This window comes from Bradyrhizobium sp. URHC0002, assembly GCF_054059515.1.
Genome location: NZ_JBSSCF010000001.1, coordinates 1,479,785 through 1,496,428, shown reverse-complemented (window position 1 = coordinate 1,496,428; position 16,644 = coordinate 1,479,785). Strand labels below are relative to the sequence as shown.

At 64.1% G+C, this 16,644-nt stretch carries 22 protein-coding genes; 16 read left to right on the top strand and 6 right to left on the bottom strand.

What is annotated here, in order from left to right:
• Positions 1–172: 172 nt before the first annotated feature.
• Entirely contained in the window at positions 173–808 is a 636-nt protein-coding gene (locus ACVWVY_RS07170; protein WP_456632131.1) for an RluA family pseudouridine synthase, read from the top strand.
• Between the two features lie 152 nt (positions 809–960).
• Here the strand turns inward: ACVWVY_RS07170 and mtaB are convergent, their stop codons facing one another.
• Both mtaB and dapF read right to left on the bottom strand, forming a co-directional pair.
• Positions 961–2,226, bottom strand: coding sequence for a tRNA (N(6)-L-threonylcarbamoyladenosine(37)-C(2))-methylthiotransferase MtaB (gene mtaB, locus ACVWVY_RS07165; RefSeq protein ID WP_456625712.1), 1,266 nt, complete (start codon positions 2,224–2,226; stop codon positions 961–963).
• Positions 2,227–2,231: 5 nt separating this feature from the next.
• Positions 2,232–3,104 carry a diaminopimelate epimerase gene (gene dapF / locus ACVWVY_RS07160; protein ID WP_456625711.1) on the bottom strand — a complete coding sequence of 291 codons (873 nt, stop codon included), beginning with the start codon at positions 3,102–3,104 and terminating at the stop codon, positions 2,232–2,234.
• A gap of 184 nt (positions 3,105–3,288) precedes the next feature.
• Between dapF and ACVWVY_RS07155 the strand changes: the two genes are divergently transcribed.
• Both ACVWVY_RS07155 and ACVWVY_RS07150 read left to right on the top strand, forming a co-directional pair.
• Positions 3,289–3,999: a GyrI-like domain-containing protein gene (locus ACVWVY_RS07155; protein WP_456625710.1), complete on the top strand. Its 711-nt coding sequence runs from the start codon at positions 3,289–3,291 to the stop codon at positions 3,997–3,999.
• A gap of 5 nt (positions 4,000–4,004) precedes the next feature.
• Complete coding sequence (locus ACVWVY_RS07150; RefSeq protein ID WP_456625709.1) at positions 4,005–4,709, top strand: SIMPL domain-containing protein; 705 nt, start codon at positions 4,005–4,007, stop codon at positions 4,707–4,709.
• A 176-nt stretch (positions 4,710–4,885) separates the two neighbouring features.
• Here the strand turns inward: ACVWVY_RS07150 and ACVWVY_RS07145 are convergent, their stop codons facing one another.
• Positions 4,886–5,950, bottom strand: coding sequence for an MBL fold metallo-hydrolase (locus ACVWVY_RS07145; RefSeq protein ID WP_456625708.1), 1,065 nt, complete (start codon positions 5,948–5,950; stop codon positions 4,886–4,888).
• A gap of 516 nt (positions 5,951–6,466) precedes the next feature.
• Here ACVWVY_RS07145 and ffh point away from each other — a divergent pair.
• From ffh to ACVWVY_RS07105, 8 genes are all read left to right on the top strand, one after another.
• Positions 6,467–8,014, top strand: coding sequence for a signal recognition particle protein (gene ffh / locus ACVWVY_RS07140; protein WP_456625707.1), 1,548 nt, complete (start codon positions 6,467–6,469; stop codon positions 8,012–8,014).
• A gap of 48 nt (positions 8,015–8,062) precedes the next feature.
• Positions 8,063–8,395: a 30S ribosomal protein S16 gene (gene rpsP / locus ACVWVY_RS07135; protein WP_108520681.1), complete on the top strand. Its 333-nt coding sequence runs from the start codon at positions 8,063–8,065 to the stop codon at positions 8,393–8,395.
• Positions 8,396–8,414: 19 nt separating this feature from the next.
• Positions 8,415–8,939, top strand: a complete 525-nt coding sequence (gene rimM / locus ACVWVY_RS07130; RefSeq protein WP_456625706.1) for a ribosome maturation factor RimM — start codon at positions 8,415–8,417, stop codon at positions 8,937–8,939.
• A 10-nt stretch (positions 8,940–8,949) separates the two neighbouring features.
• Positions 8,950–9,669, top strand: coding sequence for a tRNA (guanosine(37)-N1)-methyltransferase TrmD (trmD, locus tag ACVWVY_RS07125; protein ID WP_456625705.1), 720 nt, complete (start codon positions 8,950–8,952; stop codon positions 9,667–9,669).
• 103 nt (positions 9,670–9,772) lie between these two features.
• Positions 9,773–10,153, top strand: a complete 381-nt coding sequence (gene rplS, locus ACVWVY_RS07120) for a 50S ribosomal protein L19 (RefSeq protein WP_057852665.1) — start codon at positions 9,773–9,775, stop codon at positions 10,151–10,153.
• A gap of 195 nt (positions 10,154–10,348) precedes the next feature.
• Positions 10,349–10,483, top strand: coding sequence for a hypothetical protein (locus tag ACVWVY_RS07115; protein WP_276326586.1), 135 nt, complete (start codon positions 10,349–10,351; stop codon positions 10,481–10,483).
• Between the two features lie 77 nt (positions 10,484–10,560).
• Positions 10,561–11,967: a 3-isopropylmalate dehydratase large subunit gene (gene leuC, locus ACVWVY_RS07110; RefSeq protein ID WP_456625704.1), complete on the top strand. Its 1,407-nt coding sequence runs from the start codon at positions 10,561–10,563 to the stop codon at positions 11,965–11,967.
• A 99-nt stretch (positions 11,968–12,066) separates the two neighbouring features.
• On the top strand, positions 12,067–12,276 hold the full coding sequence (locus ACVWVY_RS07105; protein WP_456625703.1) for a hypothetical protein: 210 nt from the start codon (positions 12,067–12,069) through the stop codon (positions 12,274–12,276).
• Positions 12,277–12,460: 184 nt separating this feature from the next.
• Here ACVWVY_RS07105 and ACVWVY_RS07100 read toward each other — a convergent pair whose 3' ends face one another.
• Together ACVWVY_RS07100 and ACVWVY_RS07095 are read right to left on the bottom strand one after the other, a co-directional pair.
• Positions 12,461–12,751, bottom strand: a complete 291-nt coding sequence (locus ACVWVY_RS07100; RefSeq protein ID WP_456625702.1) for a hypothetical protein — start codon at positions 12,749–12,751, stop codon at positions 12,461–12,463.
• Between the two features lie 128 nt (positions 12,752–12,879).
• A complete protein-coding gene (locus ACVWVY_RS07095; RefSeq protein ID WP_456625701.1) occupies positions 12,880–13,110 on the bottom strand; it encodes a hypothetical protein in 231 nt (76 codons plus the stop codon).
• A gap of 215 nt (positions 13,111–13,325) precedes the next feature.
• Between ACVWVY_RS07095 and ACVWVY_RS07090 the strand changes: the two genes are divergently transcribed.
• Positions 13,326–13,550: a hypothetical protein gene (locus ACVWVY_RS07090; protein WP_456625700.1), complete on the top strand. Its 225-nt coding sequence runs from the start codon at positions 13,326–13,328 to the stop codon at positions 13,548–13,550.
• A 7-nt stretch (positions 13,551–13,557) separates the two neighbouring features.
• Here ACVWVY_RS07090 and ACVWVY_RS07085 read toward each other — a convergent pair whose 3' ends face one another.
• Entirely contained in the window at positions 13,558–13,884 is a 327-nt protein-coding gene (locus ACVWVY_RS07085) for a hypothetical protein (RefSeq protein ID WP_456632130.1), read from the bottom strand.
• A 109-nt stretch (positions 13,885–13,993) separates the two neighbouring features.
• Here ACVWVY_RS07085 and ACVWVY_RS07080 point away from each other — a divergent pair, with 109 nt between their 5' ends.
• The 4 genes from ACVWVY_RS07080 (at position 13,994) to ACVWVY_RS07065 (ending at position 16,625) form a co-directional block, all read left to right on the top strand.
• Positions 13,994–14,392 (top strand): metallopeptidase family protein, encoded by a 399-nt coding sequence (locus tag ACVWVY_RS07080; RefSeq protein ID WP_456625699.1) that lies wholly within the window; start codon positions 13,994–13,996, stop codon positions 14,390–14,392.
• 97 nt (positions 14,393–14,489) lie between these two features.
• A complete protein-coding gene (gene leuD / locus ACVWVY_RS07075; protein WP_456625698.1) occupies positions 14,490–15,095 on the top strand; it encodes a 3-isopropylmalate dehydratase small subunit in 606 nt (201 codons plus the stop codon).
• 71 nt (positions 15,096–15,166) lie between these two features.
• Entirely contained in the window at positions 15,167–15,955 is a 789-nt protein-coding gene (locus ACVWVY_RS07070; protein WP_456625697.1) for a hypothetical protein, read from the top strand.
• 256 nt (positions 15,956–16,211) lie between these two features.
• On the top strand, positions 16,212–16,625 hold the full coding sequence (locus tag ACVWVY_RS07065; protein WP_456625696.1) for a DUF6455 family protein: 414 nt from the start codon (positions 16,212–16,214) through the stop codon (positions 16,623–16,625).
• Positions 16,626–16,644 lie beyond the last annotated feature (19 nt).

Sequence of the window (16,644 nt, the reverse complement as noted above, 5' to 3'; positions counted from 1 at the left end):
GACGTGTTAGCGGTTTCGCGCCATGAGCGGAAGTCACAACAGATCCATTGATGTTCCCGGGCCATCCCTAGATGTGCCCGGGGCATCCTTTGATGTTCCCCGGACATCCCTTGATGTCCGTGGATTAACGGCAGAAGAAATCCAGGCCCGCGTGCTCCACCGCGACGGGCTGATGCTGGTCATCGACAAGCCGGCCGGGCTGCCGGTGCATCGCGGCCCCAAGGGCGGCGCCAATCTGGAAGCGTCCTTCGACGGCTTGCGATTCGGCCTGCCGCGGCCGCCGGTGCTGGCCCACCGGCTCGACAAGGATACTTCCGGCTGTCTGGTGCTGGGACGCCATCGCAAGGCCACCGCTTCGCTCGGCCTGTTGTTCAAGCACGGCAAGATCGGCAAGACCTATTGGGCCGTGGTCGAGGGCGGGCCTGCCGAGGACGAAGGCACCATCGACATGCCGCTCGGCCGGCTCAACGTCGAGCGCGGCTGGTGGCAGAAGCCGGATCCGGACGGGCAGAAGGCCGTCACCAACTGGAAAGTGTGCGGCCGCAGCGACGGCCTCGCCTGGCTCGCGCTGGAGCCCGTCACCGGCCGCACCCATCAACTGCGCGTGCACACGTCGGCGATGGGCTGGCCGATCGTCGGCGACAACATCTACGGCAACGGACCTCGTTTTGGCGAGCCGATCCTGCATCTGCACTCCCGCGAGATCGTGATTCCGATTTCGAAGAACAAGGAACCGGTCCGCGTGGTGGCGCCGGCGCCGGAACATATGCGCCAACGGCTCAGCGTGTGCGGGTGGAACGGGGAGTAGCGGTGCGTGGGCGAGAGCGGCATCCCAACCACCACTGTCATCATCCGCGAAGGCGGATGATCCAGTATTCCAGAGACATCTGTGATGAGCCTAGGGGCCGCGGCGTACTGGATCGCCCGGTCAAGCCGGGCGACGACAGCGGATTTTGCGGCTCACACCGTCAATCGCGCGCTATCATGTCCACTGATCGCAAACGCCCGCACGGCGCCCGGTGTCTCGCCACTGATCGCAACAGGCAGGAAATGCTCCGTCCTTCCCTGCGTCGCGCTCTCGATCAAGACGTGACGCGTCGCGCCCACTTCCGCCGCGAGCCGCTTCCGTAACGCCGCCTCACCCACCGCGCGCAACCGCTTCGCGCGCTCCTTTATCTCACCGCCCGCCACCTGCGGCATCCGCGCGGCCGGCGTGCCGGGTCGCCTGGAATAGGGAAACACGTGCAGGAAGGTCAGATCGCATTCGTCCACCAAGTCCTGCGAGCGCGCGAACATGTCTTCGGTCTCGGTCGGAAAGCCTGCGATAATATCCGCGCCGAGCGTGATGTCAGGGCGCAGCCGTCGCACCTGGGCGCAGAACGCGATCGCATCCTGGCGCGAATGCCGCCGCTTCATCCGCTTCAAAATCATGTCGTCGCCGGATTGCAGCGACAGGTGCAGATGCGGCATCAGCCGCTCATCATCCGCGATGACATCGAGCAGATCGCGATCGGCCTCGATGGAATCGATCGATGAAATTCGTAACCGCTTCAGTTCCGGTACATGCCGCAGGATTTGGCGGGTCAATTGCCCGAGCTTCGGCGTGCCTGGCAAGTCGGCCCCGTAGCTCGTCAGATCGACGCCGGTCAGAACGATCTCGGCATGGCCGCGCTCGGCCAGCGTACGAACCTGATCTACCACCGCACCCATCGGCACCGAGCGCGAATTGCCGCGGCCGTAAGGAATGATGCAGAAGGTACAGCGGTGATCGCAGCCGTTCTGCACCTGCACGAATACCCGCGGCAGGCCGGCCTTGAAGCCATCGAGCAGATGCGGCGCCATCTCCTTGACCGCCATGATGTCGGCGACCGCGATCTTTTCGCTTGTCTCGACCCCAAAGCCCATGTTGAACGCCACGCGCGCGTCACGCCAGGCGTCACCGCGCACCTTGTCGTCATTGCCGACGACGCGATCGACCTCGGCCATTTCGGCGAACATTTCTGCTTGCGTCTGCGCCGCGCAGCCGGTGACGACGATGCGCACATCCGGCCGTTCGCGCTTCAGCCGACGGATCGACTGCCGCGCCTGCGCCACCGCCTCGTTGGTGACCGCGCAGCTATTGATGACGACGGTATCGGAAAGTCCGGCGCGCTCCGCCTCGCGGGCGATCACCTCGGATTCGAAGGCGTTGAGACGGCAGCCGAAGGTGAGGACGTCGACGCTCATTGCTCTCAGGCGAGGCTGGCGAACAGCGCCGGATCGAATCGCCCCTCATATTCGAAATCGGCGGTGCCGGTCATCAGCACATGGTCGTCGCGCTCGCGCCATTCGATCCCAAGCTTGCCACCGGGCAGCGTGATCTCGACCGACCTGTTGGCGCGCTTCAGCCGCGCTGCCGCGACCGCGGTCGCACAGGCGGCCGAGCCGCATGCCTTGGTCAACCCGGCACCGCGCTCCCAGGTGCGGATCGTGATGTGATCGCGGTCGACAATATGCGCGAGCGTAATGTTGGCGCGGTCCGGGAAAATCGGGTGGTTCTCCAGCAGTGGCCCGAAGCGTTCGAGGTCGAAGGCGTTGACGTCGTCGACCCAGAAGATCGCGTGCGGATTGCCCATGTTGACCACCGACGGCGAATGCAGCACCGGCGCATCGATGGGACCTACCTGCAGTTCGATATAGCGGGTGTCGCGAAATTCTTCCGCCAGCGGAATATCCTGCCAGGCAAATTTCGGCGCACCCATGTCGACGGTATAGAGATCGGGCGCCGGGCCCTGCCAGCAATTGAGGAGGCCCGCGCGGGTCTCGAAGGTCACGGCGGTCTGGCCGGTCTTCTCGAACAGCCGGCGTACCACGCAGCGCATACCGTTGCCGCAGGCGCCGGCTTCCGAGCCGTCATTGTTATAGATGCGGATGAAGGCCTCGGTGCCCGATAGCCGGGGCGGCTGCAATACCATCAACTGGTCATAGGGCACGCCCGCAGGCGAGGCGACCGCCCGCGCGTCTTCCGGCGTCACGGCGGCCTTGGAATCGCGCAGATCGACCACGACAATTTCGTTGCCGATGCCATTCATCTTGGCAAATGCGTGGTTGGCCAGCGTGCTCATCGAATTTCCCAAATTCTGCCTGCCTTATATGGCGAATGTTGCCGCATTGCCTAGTGCGCAGGGGCACATGACGCATCTGTCATGGGACGAAAGCGGATCTTGCGTGTTAGAAAATGGCACCATCCTGGCGGGCGCGGACGGGGATATGCCGCCGCCAAGGTGGGGTGGATGGAGATTACCTGAAATGAACCGTATCAGCACTTTCCGTGCGGCCCTGGTCGCGCTCTCCATGGTTGCATTTGGCGGGGCCGCCCTGGCGCAATCGCCGGCACCCTCAGCCTCGCCGGCCCCAAGCCCGTCGGCTGTGCCCAGCCCCGCACCATCGGCGGTGCCGGTCCCGCCGCCGGCTGAAACCAAGTCGCCGGCGGATGCCCCCACGGCGGAAAAGGCCCCGGCGCCCGCGCCGCCTCCTCCCGCCGCCAGCGTCCAGACCGCCGACCCCTTCGGCGAGGAGTTCGCACTCCAGCCCAAGAAAGTGGTGGTCATCAAGGGCACCGCCAACTGGGATGCCGCGTTCGACACCCTGATCGATGCATTCAAGGCGCTGACCACCCTGCTCGACAAGCAGGGCATCAAGGCCACGGGCAATTCGATGATCGTCTACACCTCGACCGACGACACCGGCTTCACGTTTCTCGCCGAAATCCCGGTCGACCAGGAGCCGAAGAACCTGACCAAGGACATGAGCATCGGCAAGTCGCCCGAGGGCAAGGCGTTGAAGTTCGTCCATCGCGGCTCCTACGACAACATGGACAACACCTATGAGGCGATCACCAACCACCTCGACGACAAGAAGCTCGAGGCCAAGGATACTTTCATCGAGGAATACATCACCGATCCCCTGAAGACGGCGGAAGACAAGCTGGTGATCAACGTCTACGTGCCGCTGCGGTGAGACGGATGAAGCCTCTGCTCGCCTTTGCCGTTGTTAGCGCCACGTGGCTCGCCGCGCCCGCGCTGGCGCAGACAATGCCACCGCCCGCGATTTCCGTGACCGGCGAAGCGACCGTGTCGGTGGCGCCCGATCAGGCCCAGATCGACGGCGGGGTGACGTCGGACGCCAAGACCGCGCGCGAGGCCTCGGATGCCAACAACGCGGCGATGGGCAAGGTGCTGCTGGCGCTCAAGGGCGCCGGCATCGACGAAAAGGACTACCAGACCTCGCGGCTGTCGCTGCAGCCGCAGTTTGCGAATTCGTCCAAAGTCTCGGAGCGCGCAGCAGGCATCGTCAGTTTCCGCGCCAGCAACCGTGTCACGGTCAAGATCCGCGATGTGACCAAGGTGGCGAACGTGATCGACGTGCTGGTGGGCGCCGGCGCCAACGACATCGGCGGCATCAATTTCACGGTGACGCAGGCCTCAAAGCATCTCGACGAAGCCCGCGAGAAGGCAATCGCGGACGCCCGCCGCAAGGCGGAGATCTACGCCAAGGCCGCCGGCGTGACGCTCGGTGATCCCATCAGCATTTCCGAGGAAGGCGCGCCCACGCCGATGCTTCGCAGCAAGATGGCAGCTCCCATGGCCGCCGGCGCGCAGGTCGCACCGGGCGAGGAGACGCTGTCGGTGACGGTGAGCGTGTCCTGGGCGATCAAGGCCGCGCAGTAGCCGCCGTCGTCCCTGCGAACGCAGGGACCCATACTGCGTGATGTCGCGATGACCGCGGTGGCAGAAGCTCTGCGTCGCCCAACACCCGTTCTCGCTTGCTGAACCGAAGTCGTCTTCCAGCGTGCCCAATCCTTCGGCCGCAGCGTATGGGCCCCTGCGTTCGCAGGGGCGACGGATCAGATCTCGACCACCTGCCCCGGCTTCAGCGCCGCGAACCGCTCCGGCGGAATCTTCGCCTCCTTGAGCGCATCGGCCAGCGCGTTCACCGGCGCGTCGATCGCCTCATCCGTCAGTTGGAACGTACCGTGATGATGCGCCAGCGCTTGCTCCGCACCGCAGTCCGCGAGCGCCTTGACGGCATCGGACGGATTCATGTGCTGGTCCTTCATGAACCAGCGCGGCTCGTAGGCGCCGATCGGCAATATCGCGAGTCGCAGCGGGCCGTGCTTCTCGGCGACGCGGCGGAAATGCTTGCCCTCGCCATAGCCGGAATCGCAGACGATGTAGATTTTCCCCGCCGGCGTCTCCAGGACGAAACTCGCCCACAGCGCCTTGTTGCGGTCGAACAATCCGCGCGCCGACCAGTGCCGCGTCGGCACCAGCGTCACCGCGATGCCGTTGCCGAGCTCGACGCGATCCTGCCAGTCGAAGCCCTCGGCTTTGATGCTACTATCCGTGTCGCGCATGGTGACGTCGTTGCCGAGCGGCGTGATCACGCGCGGCGAAAATTTTGCCGTGAGCTTCGACAGCGTTGCGATATCGAGATGGTCGTAATGGCCGTGGCTGACCAGCGCGACGTCGATCTTGGGCAGCGCGTCGAAGGCGATCCCGGGATCGTTGTGCCGGTGCGGGCCGGCAAAGGAAACCGGCGAGGCCCGCATCGACCACACGGGATCGACGAGGATGTTGAGGTCCCGTGTCTGGATCAGCCAGGTGACGTGGCCGACGAACGACAGCCGCACCTTGTCGCCGCTGACGCGCGGCGGCGGCGTATCGCTATGGGCATTCGGCACCCAGTCCGGCCAGCTTGCGCGCTTGCGGTCGGTGCCGAACTGCCAGCGCAACACCTCCCCCAATGATTTCGGCGGCACCCCGTCGGGATCGAAGAAGCGTGTGCCGTCGAAATGATCGGAGACGGGACCGTCATAGGTTTTCATGTTGCTGATCCAGATCGAGGGAACGCCGACGGCCGCGGCGGCCCCGGCGAGCACTCCAAAAACGTGGCGGCGAGTGACGGGCACGGATCACGAAGGGCGGGAGAGAACTGACGACATGGGGCGTTATATGGCGTGTGCAAGTTCAACTTGGAACCTGCGGCAAGAATACTGCGCGCCGCCAAACGGTATCTTCAGAAATGCAATTCTTCCAATGGCTTACGCGGAGGCCGGGGTCATTTCGGCCCAGTTTCTCCTTGACTTCCGCCTCTTCCGGGCGTTTAACCCCCGCACTTTCTCGGAAAGACGTTCTTTTCGACCCGCCGCCCGGCCCTTGAGACCGGAGGCCAACGCCCGACAGCGCGATGCGCCCTCGGGCGCAAAAGTGTTTGGACGATCGTCTTGGCGCTTAGCGCCGGGACACATAACTGGCCGTCGTACCCCGCGAAGGCGGGGTATCCAGTACGCCGCGGCTTCTCGGTTGAAACGAGTTGCTCTGGAATACTGGATCACCCGCTCCAGTGCGCAATTGCGCACAAGGCGGGTGATGACAGGAGTAGATGGATCAATAGCGCCCGCAAGGGCAGCAACAGGACAACGGCATTGTTCGACAATCTGTCGGAACGGCTTGGCGGGATACTCGATCGTCTGACGGGGCGCGGCGCGCTGTCCGAGAAGGACGTCGACGCTGCAATGCGCGAGGTGCGCCGCGCGCTGCTCGAGGCCGACGTTGCGCTCGAGGTCGTCCGCAGCTTTATCGACCGCGTTCGCGAGCAGGCGATCGGCGCCACCGTCGTCAAGTCGGTGACGCCCGGCCAGATGGTGGTCAAGATCGTCCATGACGAACTGGTCGCCACGCTTGGTTCCGACGGCCAGACCATCGATCTCAATGCGGTGCCGCCGGTCGCCATCATGATGGTCGGTCTCCAAGGCTCCGGCAAAACCACCACCACCGCAAAGCTCGCCCGCCGCATGACCCAGCGCGACAAGCGCAAGGTGCTGATGGCCTCGCTCGACATCTACCGCCCGGCGGCGATGGAGCAATTGGCCGTGCTGGGGCGCGACCTCGACATTCCGACGCTGCCGATCGTGGCCGGTCAGAAGCCGGCGCAGATTGCCAAGCGCGCGCTCGAAGCCGGCAAGCTCGGCGGCTACGACGTGGTGCTGCTCGACACCGCCGGCCGCACCACGCTCGACGAAGAAATGATGAGCGAGGCGGCCGAGATCAAAACCACGGCCAATCCGCATGAAGTGCTGCTGGTCGCGGATTCCCTCACCGGCCAGGACGCGGTCAATCTCGCACGCGCCTTCGATCAGCGCGTCGGCCTTACCGGCATCGTGCTGACGCGGGTCGACGGCGACGGCCGCGGCGGCGCGGCGCTGTCGATGCGCGCCGTCACCGGCAAGCCGATCAAGCTGATCGGCACCGGCGAAAAAACCGACGCGCTGGAAGATTTCCATCCGAGCCGCATCGCCGGCCGCATCCTCGGCATGGGCGACGTGGTGTCGCTGGTCGAACGGGCGGCGGCGAATATCGACGCCGAGAAAGCCGCGCGCACCGCCGAGCGGATGCGCAAGGGCCAGTTCGACCTCACGGATATGCGCGAGCAATTGCTGCAGATGGCGAACATGGGCGGCATCAGTGGCCTGATGGGCATGATGCCCGGCGTTGCCAAGATGAAGAACCAGATCGCGGCGGCCGGGATCGACGACAAGATCATCAAGCGCCAGGTCGCGGTGATCGATTCGATGACGCGCCAGGAGCGCAAGAATCCCGACATTCTCAAAGCCAGCCGCAAGAAGCGCATCGCCGCCGGCGCCGGCCTGGAGGTCCAGGAAGTCAACAAGCTGCTGAAGATGCACCGGAACATGGCCGACATGATGAAGGCGATGGGTTCGGGCAAGCGCGGCCCGATGGCCGGCATCGCGCAGGCGATGGGCTTTGGCGGCGGCATGAAGCCGCCCTCAGCCGAAGAGATGAAGGCGATGGCGGAAAAGATGCAGGGCGGCGCCGGAGGCGGCCTGCCGAATTTGCCGAAGGATCTTCCCGTTGGTCTCCGTCAGGGCCTGCCGAATGTACCGGGCCTCACCGGCTTGAGCGGCAAGCCGACGCTGCCAGGCCTCGGCGGCTTCCCGGGAAAGAAGAAGTAATCGCGACCAATTCCCCCACACGAATCCAACCACACTCAGGAGAACTAAATGTCAGTCGTTATCCGCCTCGCTCGCGCAGGCACCAAGAAGCGTCCGGTCTATCACGTCGTCGTCGCCGACTCGCGCTTTCCCCGCGATGGCCGCTTCATCGAGCGTCTCGGTCATTTCAACCCGCTGCTGCCGAAGGACAATGAGTCGCGGCTGAAGCTCGACATGGACAAGGTGAAGTCCTGGCTCGCCAAGGGCGCGCAGCCGTCGGACCGCGTGACCCGCTTCCTGGATGCGGCCGGCATCGTCAAGCGCCCCGCCCGCAGCAACCCGGAAAAGGCCGTGCCGCGCAAGGAGCGCAAGGCGCGCGCCGAAGCCGCCGCGAAGGCTTAAAGCGTAGCGGCGCACGACGGTGGCTGCACCGATTTGCGTCGCCCGTATCGGCGCCGCGCATGGCGTGCGCGGCGCGGTGAAACTGTGGACGTTCACCGAGGATCCGCTGGCCGTAAAACATTACGGCCCGCTGACGACCAGGGACGGCGCGCGCCAGTTCGAGGTGACGCACGCCCGCGAGGCCAAGGATCATCTGGTGGCGACGATCAAAGGCATCGCCACCCGCGAGGATGCCGAACGGCTCAACGGCCTCGAGCTCTATATCGCGCGCGAAAAACTGCCCGAAACCGATGAGGACGAATATTATCACGCCGACCTGATCGGGCTTGCGGCGGTCAATGCCGCCAACGAGCCGCTCGGCCGCGTCACGGCGATCCATAATTTCGGCGCCGGCGACATCATCGAGATCGCGCCCCCGCAAGGGCCGACCATGCTGCTGCCGTTCACCAATGCGGTCGTGCCGACGGTCGATCTGGCCAATGGCCGCGTGGTGATCGAACTGCCGCAGGAAATCGAAGGCGACGACGCCCCGACGCTCACGTGATGGGTTTGATATGACCTGGCGCGCCACCGTTCTCACGCTCTTCCCCGAGATGTTTCCCGGGCCGCTCGGCGTCAGCTTGGCGGGCAAGGCGCTGGCGTCGGGTCTGTGGGCGCTTGAGGCGCGCGACATCCGGGATTCGGCCACCGATAAACATCGTAGCGTCGATGACACTCCGGCCGGCGGCGGTCCGGGCATGGTGCTGCGGGCCGACGTGCTGGCGGCGGCGATCGATGCCGCGGATGCTGGGCAAGACCGGCCTCACCTTTTGATGAGCCCGCGGGGTCGGCCATTGACCCAGTCACGGGTTAAGGAACTCGCCGCCGGGCCCGGGCCCCTGGTCGTCTGCGGGCGGTTCGAGGGGGTCGATCAGCGGGTCATCGAAGCCCGGCACCTCGAGGAAGTCTCGATCGGAGATTATGTGCTGTCAGGTGGCGAGATCGCCGCGATGGCCCTGATCGACGCCTGCGTGCGGCTTTTGCCGGGAGTGATGGGCAAACAAGCCTCGGGCGAGGACGAAAGCTTTTCCGAAGGACTACTGGAATACCCCCAATTCACCCGCCCGCAGGAGTTCGAGGGCCGTGGCATCCCGGAAATCCTGATCTCGGGGGACCATGCCAAGGTGGCGGCCTGGCGAAAGGCCGAAGCCGAAGCCCTGACCCGGGCGCGGCGGCCGGATTTATGGGCCGCGAGGGCCGGCCAAAAAGCCACAAAAAGAACGACAGACGGGTGACAAGCGCGGCCCGATGCCTTATACGAGCGCCAAATCCGCGCAATGGCAGGATAGATGGACGTCGCGCAGCCCGCTGCCGGGCGCGCCGCCGATGGAGATTTCAATGAACCTCATTCAACAGCTCGAAAAAGAGCAATTCGAAAAACTGTCGGCGACCAAGTCGATCCCGGAATTCGGCCCCGGCGACACCGTGATCGTCAACGTCAAGGTGGTCGAAGGCGAGCGCACCCGCGTGCAGGCCTATGAAGGCGTTTGCATCGGCCGTTCCGGCGGCGGGCTCAACGAGAGCTTCACCGTCCGCAAGATTTCCTACGGCGAAGGCGTCGAGCGCGTGTTCCCCGTGATGTCGCCGATGATCGACTCGATCAAGGTGGTGCGCCGCGGCAAGGTCCGTCGCGCCAAGCTTTATTACCTGCGCCAGCTGCGCGGCAAGTCGGCCCGCATCGTCGAGAAGCAGGACCGCGCGACTGCCGTCGGCGAGTAATTTCATCCTCCTCTGGATGTGACGAAAAGCGCGGGCTCAGTCCCGCGCTTTTTTGTTGCGCTTCCCCGTCATTGCGAGCGCAGCGAAGCAATCCATACCTCCCAAGCGGGTCAATGGATTGCTTCGCTTCGCTCGCAACGACGGTGGCAACAAACGCATATCGCGCTTAGATGCTTCATGTGTTATGAGACTGGAATGGTTCTAGATCGTACCAGCGCCGCCTTCGGCACCGCCCGGCTCGTCGTCATCGACGACCGCTCGCGCCTGCCCGGCCGGTTCTTCGGACGGTTCGCGACTTCGGCGACGTCAGAGCTTACGCGCGCAGCTTGATGCTGCGCCGACGTCCGTTGCTTGCGCGTATCCGCGCTTGACCGCTCACACAGAATTTCATTTTGGAGCTGACGCTCATGTCCAAACCGACCACGCTGTACGACAAGATCTGGAACGATCATCTGGTGCACGAAGCCGAGGACGGCACCTGCCTGCTCTATATCGATCGCCATCTGGTGCACGAGGTGACCTCGCCGCAGGCGTTCGAAGGCCTTCGCGCCACGGGGCGCAAGGTTCACGCGCCGGAGAAGACGCTGGCCGTCGTCGATCACAACATCCCGACCACCGACCGTTCGAAACCGAATCCCGATCCTGAGAGCATCGAGCAGATGCGCGTGATGGCGGAAAACGCCAGGGAATTCGGCGTCGAATATTTCAACGAGCACGACAAGCGTCAGGGCATCGTCCACGTGATCGGCCCGGAGCAGGGCTTTACGCTGCCCGGTACCACGATCGTCTGCGGTGACAGCCACACCTCCACCCATGGCGCGTTCGGCGCGCTGGCGCACGGCATCGGCACCTCAGAGGTCGAGCATGTGCTGGCGACACAGACGCTGATCCAGAAAAAAGCAAAAAACATGCGTGCGGTGGTCGACGGCAAATTGCCCGACGGCGTTACTGGCAAGGACATCATCCTGGCGATCATCGGCGAGATCGGCACCGCCGGCGGCACCGGCTACGTGCTGGAATATGCCGGCGACGCCATCCGTGCGCTCTCGATGGAAGGCCGCATGACCGTCTGCAACATGTCGATCGAGGGCGGCGCCCGCGCCGGCCTGATCGCGCCGGACGAAAAAGCGTTCGAATTCCTGAAGGGTCGCCCCAAATCGCCGAAGGGCGCCGACTGGGACGCCGCGATGCGCTATTGGGAAAAGCTGCGCTCGGACGAAGGCGCGCATTTCGACCACGAGATTCGGCTGGACGCTGCAAAACTGCCGCCGATCGTGACCTGGGGCACCTCCCCCGAGGACGTGGTGTCGATCTCGGGCTTCGTGCCGGATCCCGACAAGATCGAGGACGAGGCCAAGCGGCTTTCAAAACATCGCGCGCTGAAATATATGGGCCTGACCGCGGGGACGAAGATCACCGACATCAAGCTCGACCGCGTCTTCATCGGCTCCTGCACCAACGGCCGCATCGAGGATCTGCGCGCCGCCGCAAAGGTCGCCGAGGGCAAGACCGTCAACGCCCATGTCAATGCGATGATCGTGCCGGGTTCGGGCATCGTGAAGGAGCAGGCGGAAGCCGAAGGCCTCGACAAGATCTTCATCAAGGCCGGCTTCGAATGGCGTGAGCCAGGCTGCTCGATGTGTCTCGCCATGAACCCCGACAAACTGTCGCCGGAAGAGCGCTGCGCCTCGACCTCGAACCGCAATTTCGAGGGCCGCCAGGGCTTTAAGGGCCGCACCCATCTGGTGTCGCCGGCCATGGCCGCGGCGGCGGCGATTGCCGGGCATTTCGTCGACATCCGGGAGTGGCGTTAACCTTCCTTTGCCTAGATAGCGAGGCGTTCCGGAAACGCCGCGTTAACACGCAAAGCGCAGACTGGCCCTTGCGAAGAGCTTTTCGCGAGGGACCCGGCCGTGACGGACAAGCCTGAATTTGTCGATATGATCAGCGAGGCGACGCACCAGCTGCGTCGCCGCTCGATGCCGCGGATCGTCGATCTTCCGACAGCGCCGAAGGAAACCTCGCGCCTCAGTCACTGGCCGCCGGAGCACTGGCAACAGTGGCGGATGGAGGCGCTGACGCCGTGGAAGATCAAGCCGTGGCGCGGCAAGGATTGGGATTGAGCAGCGAGATTCTGCCGCTAATGAAAACAGGCGCCCGACCGGGCGCCTGTTTCGTTTCAACTCACCAATAGCGGATTCCGTAGTAGCGGTGGCGCCAGTGGTGCCGATGCGACGGAATGCGTTGACCGCAAAGATGAACGCGCAAAAGCAAAAGAGATTTGCGGTTGACCGAAGTTGTGTACGCTCACCACCAGACCGGACCAAACCCGATGCCGAAGGTGAACGGCGCCGGTGAATGATAAGGATATGGCCGATAGTAGACAGGCCGATCGTAATAGGTGGGACGGTAGTACGGGCGAGAATAGCCGGAGTGACGATGGTAGCGCCTGACAGAGCGGTGCGCGCTGAAATCGGTGGCGTCGGATGTGCCGGCACTTTGCGCCTTCGCCTGCGACGCCGCGGCGACCGGACTGATCGCGGCCGCTCCGGCAACGAGCGCGCCAGCGACCAGGGCCGCCCCGATCAAACTCCTCATGACGGACTCCTCGTCGATCCAGATGCCAGTGATAACGGACAGCAATCTCGCCAGTTTCAAGGCAATCCTTCAAATCGAAACAGGCCCGCAATGAACGGGCCTGCTCGATCGCCGCTAAGCTCTCGCGCTCACCAGCGATGCCAGTGGCGATGATGGTGATGGCGATGATGCCAGCGGTGCCACCGATGATGGTGACGATGCCGCCAATGCACTTCCGTGGTCGCCAGCCTGGCGTCGTCCTGAACCGCCGCGGCGGCGCCGGGATTGCTGAGCGACAGCGCATTGGCGCGCTCGGCCGGAGCTGCGAGCGCCAGCAACGCGCCAACGGCGACGAGCCCCAAAATCTTCGTGAACTGCATGAATGCTCTCCTTGGGTCGGGTGTCACGTCTGCGCCGAATCGCTCGCCGCAACGCTGCATGCAATCTGACGCCCGCGACTTGAATGGGTTCTGAATGAATGCGCCACGAAGATGAACGCAGACAGCACGCGGCGCGGCTTTAGAATTTTCCCGCCGCCAAACCTGGCGTAGACTGACGCCGTATCTTCGACAGCGCCCTCTGTATGGAGATTTCCATGACATCATTTCGCACACGCGCACCATTATCGCGCGCAGCGCCGGCGGTAACCGCAATCGCCGTGGCCGCAGTGTGGAGCAGCGCCGCGCTAGCGTCGCAAGGACCCGGCAGCGGCATGGGGACGGCAAGCCCCCTCACCCAGACGGCGATGGCCATTCTCGTCTATGGTCTGGTGACGATCATCGTCGGCGCCGGATTGATCGGCGCGGTACGCAGGCGCTAGCGGCGAGCTAACCGGGCCGCCAGTAGCAGTTCATGCGGGGGGTGATCACCGTGCCGCTCGGCCGGTACTCCTGCACGTAATGCGCGGTGCAATCGCGCACGGCATTGGGGCCGGGGTTGTACCGCGGGTAGACGTCGGGCACCCATTCCTCCTGCCGATAAATCGGCACGCGCCGCAACGGCCGCCGGCGCTGCGCGGACACATCCGTGACCGCCGCCCGCGGCGCCGCAGCGACCCGCAGCTCCGGCGATGCCGTCTGCGCCTGCGCCATCGAACCTGACAGCAAGAACCCGGCAAAAGCAGCCCAAATTGCGACCGTCACAATCCGCTTCATCTCAAGTCCACCCACGCCTGATTCCCCGTACGGTCACCGATTGGCGCGCCGAGGTCAACTCCGCAAAACCAGTATGCGCCGGGGTATAACACACGCTAAATACGTCCTGATGTGGACCGAAGCAAAAGCCCCCTCGCTCGCCGAAATGGAAGCCATGGCGCACGAGGTGTTCGAGCGTCTGCCCAAGACGTTTCGCACCCTGTGCCAGGGCGTGATCATCCGCGTCGACGATTTTCCGACCGACGAGGTTCTGGACGAGATGGAGGCGCAAAGTGAATTCGACCTGCTCGGCCTGTTCCAGGGCATCGGCCTGCCGCAGCAGAGCACTCAGGACGTCGCCCGCCTGCCCAACATGGTCTGGCTCTACCGGCGGCCGATCCTCGATTACTGGGCCGAACACGAGGAAACGCTGGGCCATATCGTCCGCCACGTCCTGATCCACGAGATCGGGCACCATTTCGGGCTGTCGGACGCCGATATGGAGGCGATCGAGGCGGGTGCCGGCTAGGCTGCGCAGGCTAGGATTGCGCAAATTGGCCTTTTGCCGGGGCCATATTCGCGATAAATCAGCGGCCTGTCCCACCTTCAACCGGGAAGTGCGATCGATGGAAAAGTTCACCACACTGGAAGGCGTAGCTGCCCCCCTGAAGATCATCAACGTCGATACCGACATGATCATTCCGAAGCAGTATTTGAAGACCATCAAGCGCACCGGCCTCGGCAAGGGGCTCTTCTCCGAGCAGCGCTACAAGGATGACGGCAGCGAGAACCCGGACTTCGTCCTCAACCAGCCCGCCTATCGCAACACCAAGGTGCTGGTCGCCGGCGACAATTTCGGCTGCGGTTCGAGCCGCGAGCACGCGCCGTGGGCGCTCCTGGATTTCGGCATCCGCTGCGTGATCTCGACCTCGTTCGGCGACATCTTCTACAACAACTGCTTCAAGAACGGCATTCTGCCGATCCGCGTCACCCAGGAAGACCTCGACAAGCTGTTCGACGACGCCGAGCGCGGCGCGAACGCGACGCTGACCATCGATCTCGCCAACCAGGAGATCCGCGGCCCCGACGGCGGCAAGGTGAAGTTCGAGATCGATCCGTTCCGCAAGCACTGCCTGATGAACGGCCTCGACGACATCGGCCTGACCATGGAAAAGAAATCGTCGATCGACGATTACGAGGCGAAGCTGAAGAAAGAGCGCGCCTGGGCGTGATCGCGTTACCTGATCCTGTTACGAGAGCCCCGATCATATCGGGGCTCTTTCGTTAAGCGGAGGCGACGCGGATGCGGCCTGACGTCGTCACTTTCTGGCACGGCCGGCTCGACGGGCTGCGGCTGACCTGCCTGCGGTCGCAAGTCGCCGTGGGCCACAAGGTCACTGTCTACAGTTTCGATCCATTGCCGGGCCTGCCCGATGGCGTCGGCAATGCCGAGGCCGAGGCGATTCTGCCGCATTCCTTTTCCGAACGGCTGCGCCCGCCGCAGCCGGACGGAAGCTGGCGCGACTGGACCATTTTGCAGTTCAGCGATTTCTTCCGGATGCGGCTGATGGCCGAGCGCGCCGGACTGTGGCTCGACGCCGACGTGCTGCTTCTGAAGCCGATCGAGATCGATCCCGCAAAACCTTATTTCGCGTGGGAGCGCCGGCGCCAACTCGGCAATTCCGTGCTCTACCTGCCATCAGGCGATCCGATCGTGCGCGCGTTCGAGGATCTGATGGAGCAGGAGGATCTGACGCCGGACTGGCTGGCGCTGCGTCATCGCATCACCTTCATGCTGCGCCAGTTACGACACCGCTCGAGCCGCCTCTCCGACATCCGCGTCGCCATCTACGGCCCGGCCGCGCTGACCGCGCTCGCGCGCCGTTCGGGTGAATTGCAGCACGCGCTTTCGAAGCAATCCTTCTACGCTGTCCATGCCGAGCCGAAACTGTTCTTCGAGCCGACGGATTTTTCAGGCCTGCTTGCCAATCCCGAGATCGTCGGGCTGCACATTTCGCCAAAGGGTCGCGGCGGTGAAAAGCCGGTTCCCGGCAGCCTTTATGCCTGGGCGGCGGAGAAGTTCGGCAAGTAGCGGCTGCCGCGCCTCTCCCTGCTCCCTTTGTGGGAGAAGGTGGATCGCTGGCGCGAAGCGGCAGCGAGACGGATGAGGGATCTGTCTCCACGGAGAGAACCCCCTTATCCGGCGCTGCGCGCCACCTTCTCCCACAAGGGGAGAAGGAAGAAGGAGCGAGCCGCTTACATCCCCATCCCAATTTGATCCAGCGCAACGACGCGCGCGTGATCTGCGCTCACCTTGGGTCATTACAGCACCCCAAGGGAGCCGTGCCATGACCGTTCAGGAGAAGCCCTATCCCGTCGTCAGCCTCGTGGTCGACGTCTTCGGCGAATGGCTGAAACACCGGCGCGAGCTGAAGGAAATGCGCGAGATGGATGCCGCCAATTTCGACCGGATCGCGAGCGAATTGCGGATGTCTTCCGCCGATCTGGAGGCGCTGGTTCGCCAGGGACCGCATGCCGCCGACGAACTGCCGAAGATGCTGACCGCGCTCGGCATCGACCAGGAGGATCTGGCGCGGAGCGAGCCGCTCGTGCTGCGCGACATGGAGCGCGTCTGCTCCCTGTGCAACCACAAGCGCCAGTGCGACCGCGATCTCGCCGCCGGCACCGCCGCTGCGCATTATGAAGAGTATTGCGGCAACGCCGACACGATCGACGGTCTCGGCCCGCGGGTGAAGCAGTAGGACCTGCTGCAGGAGTTGC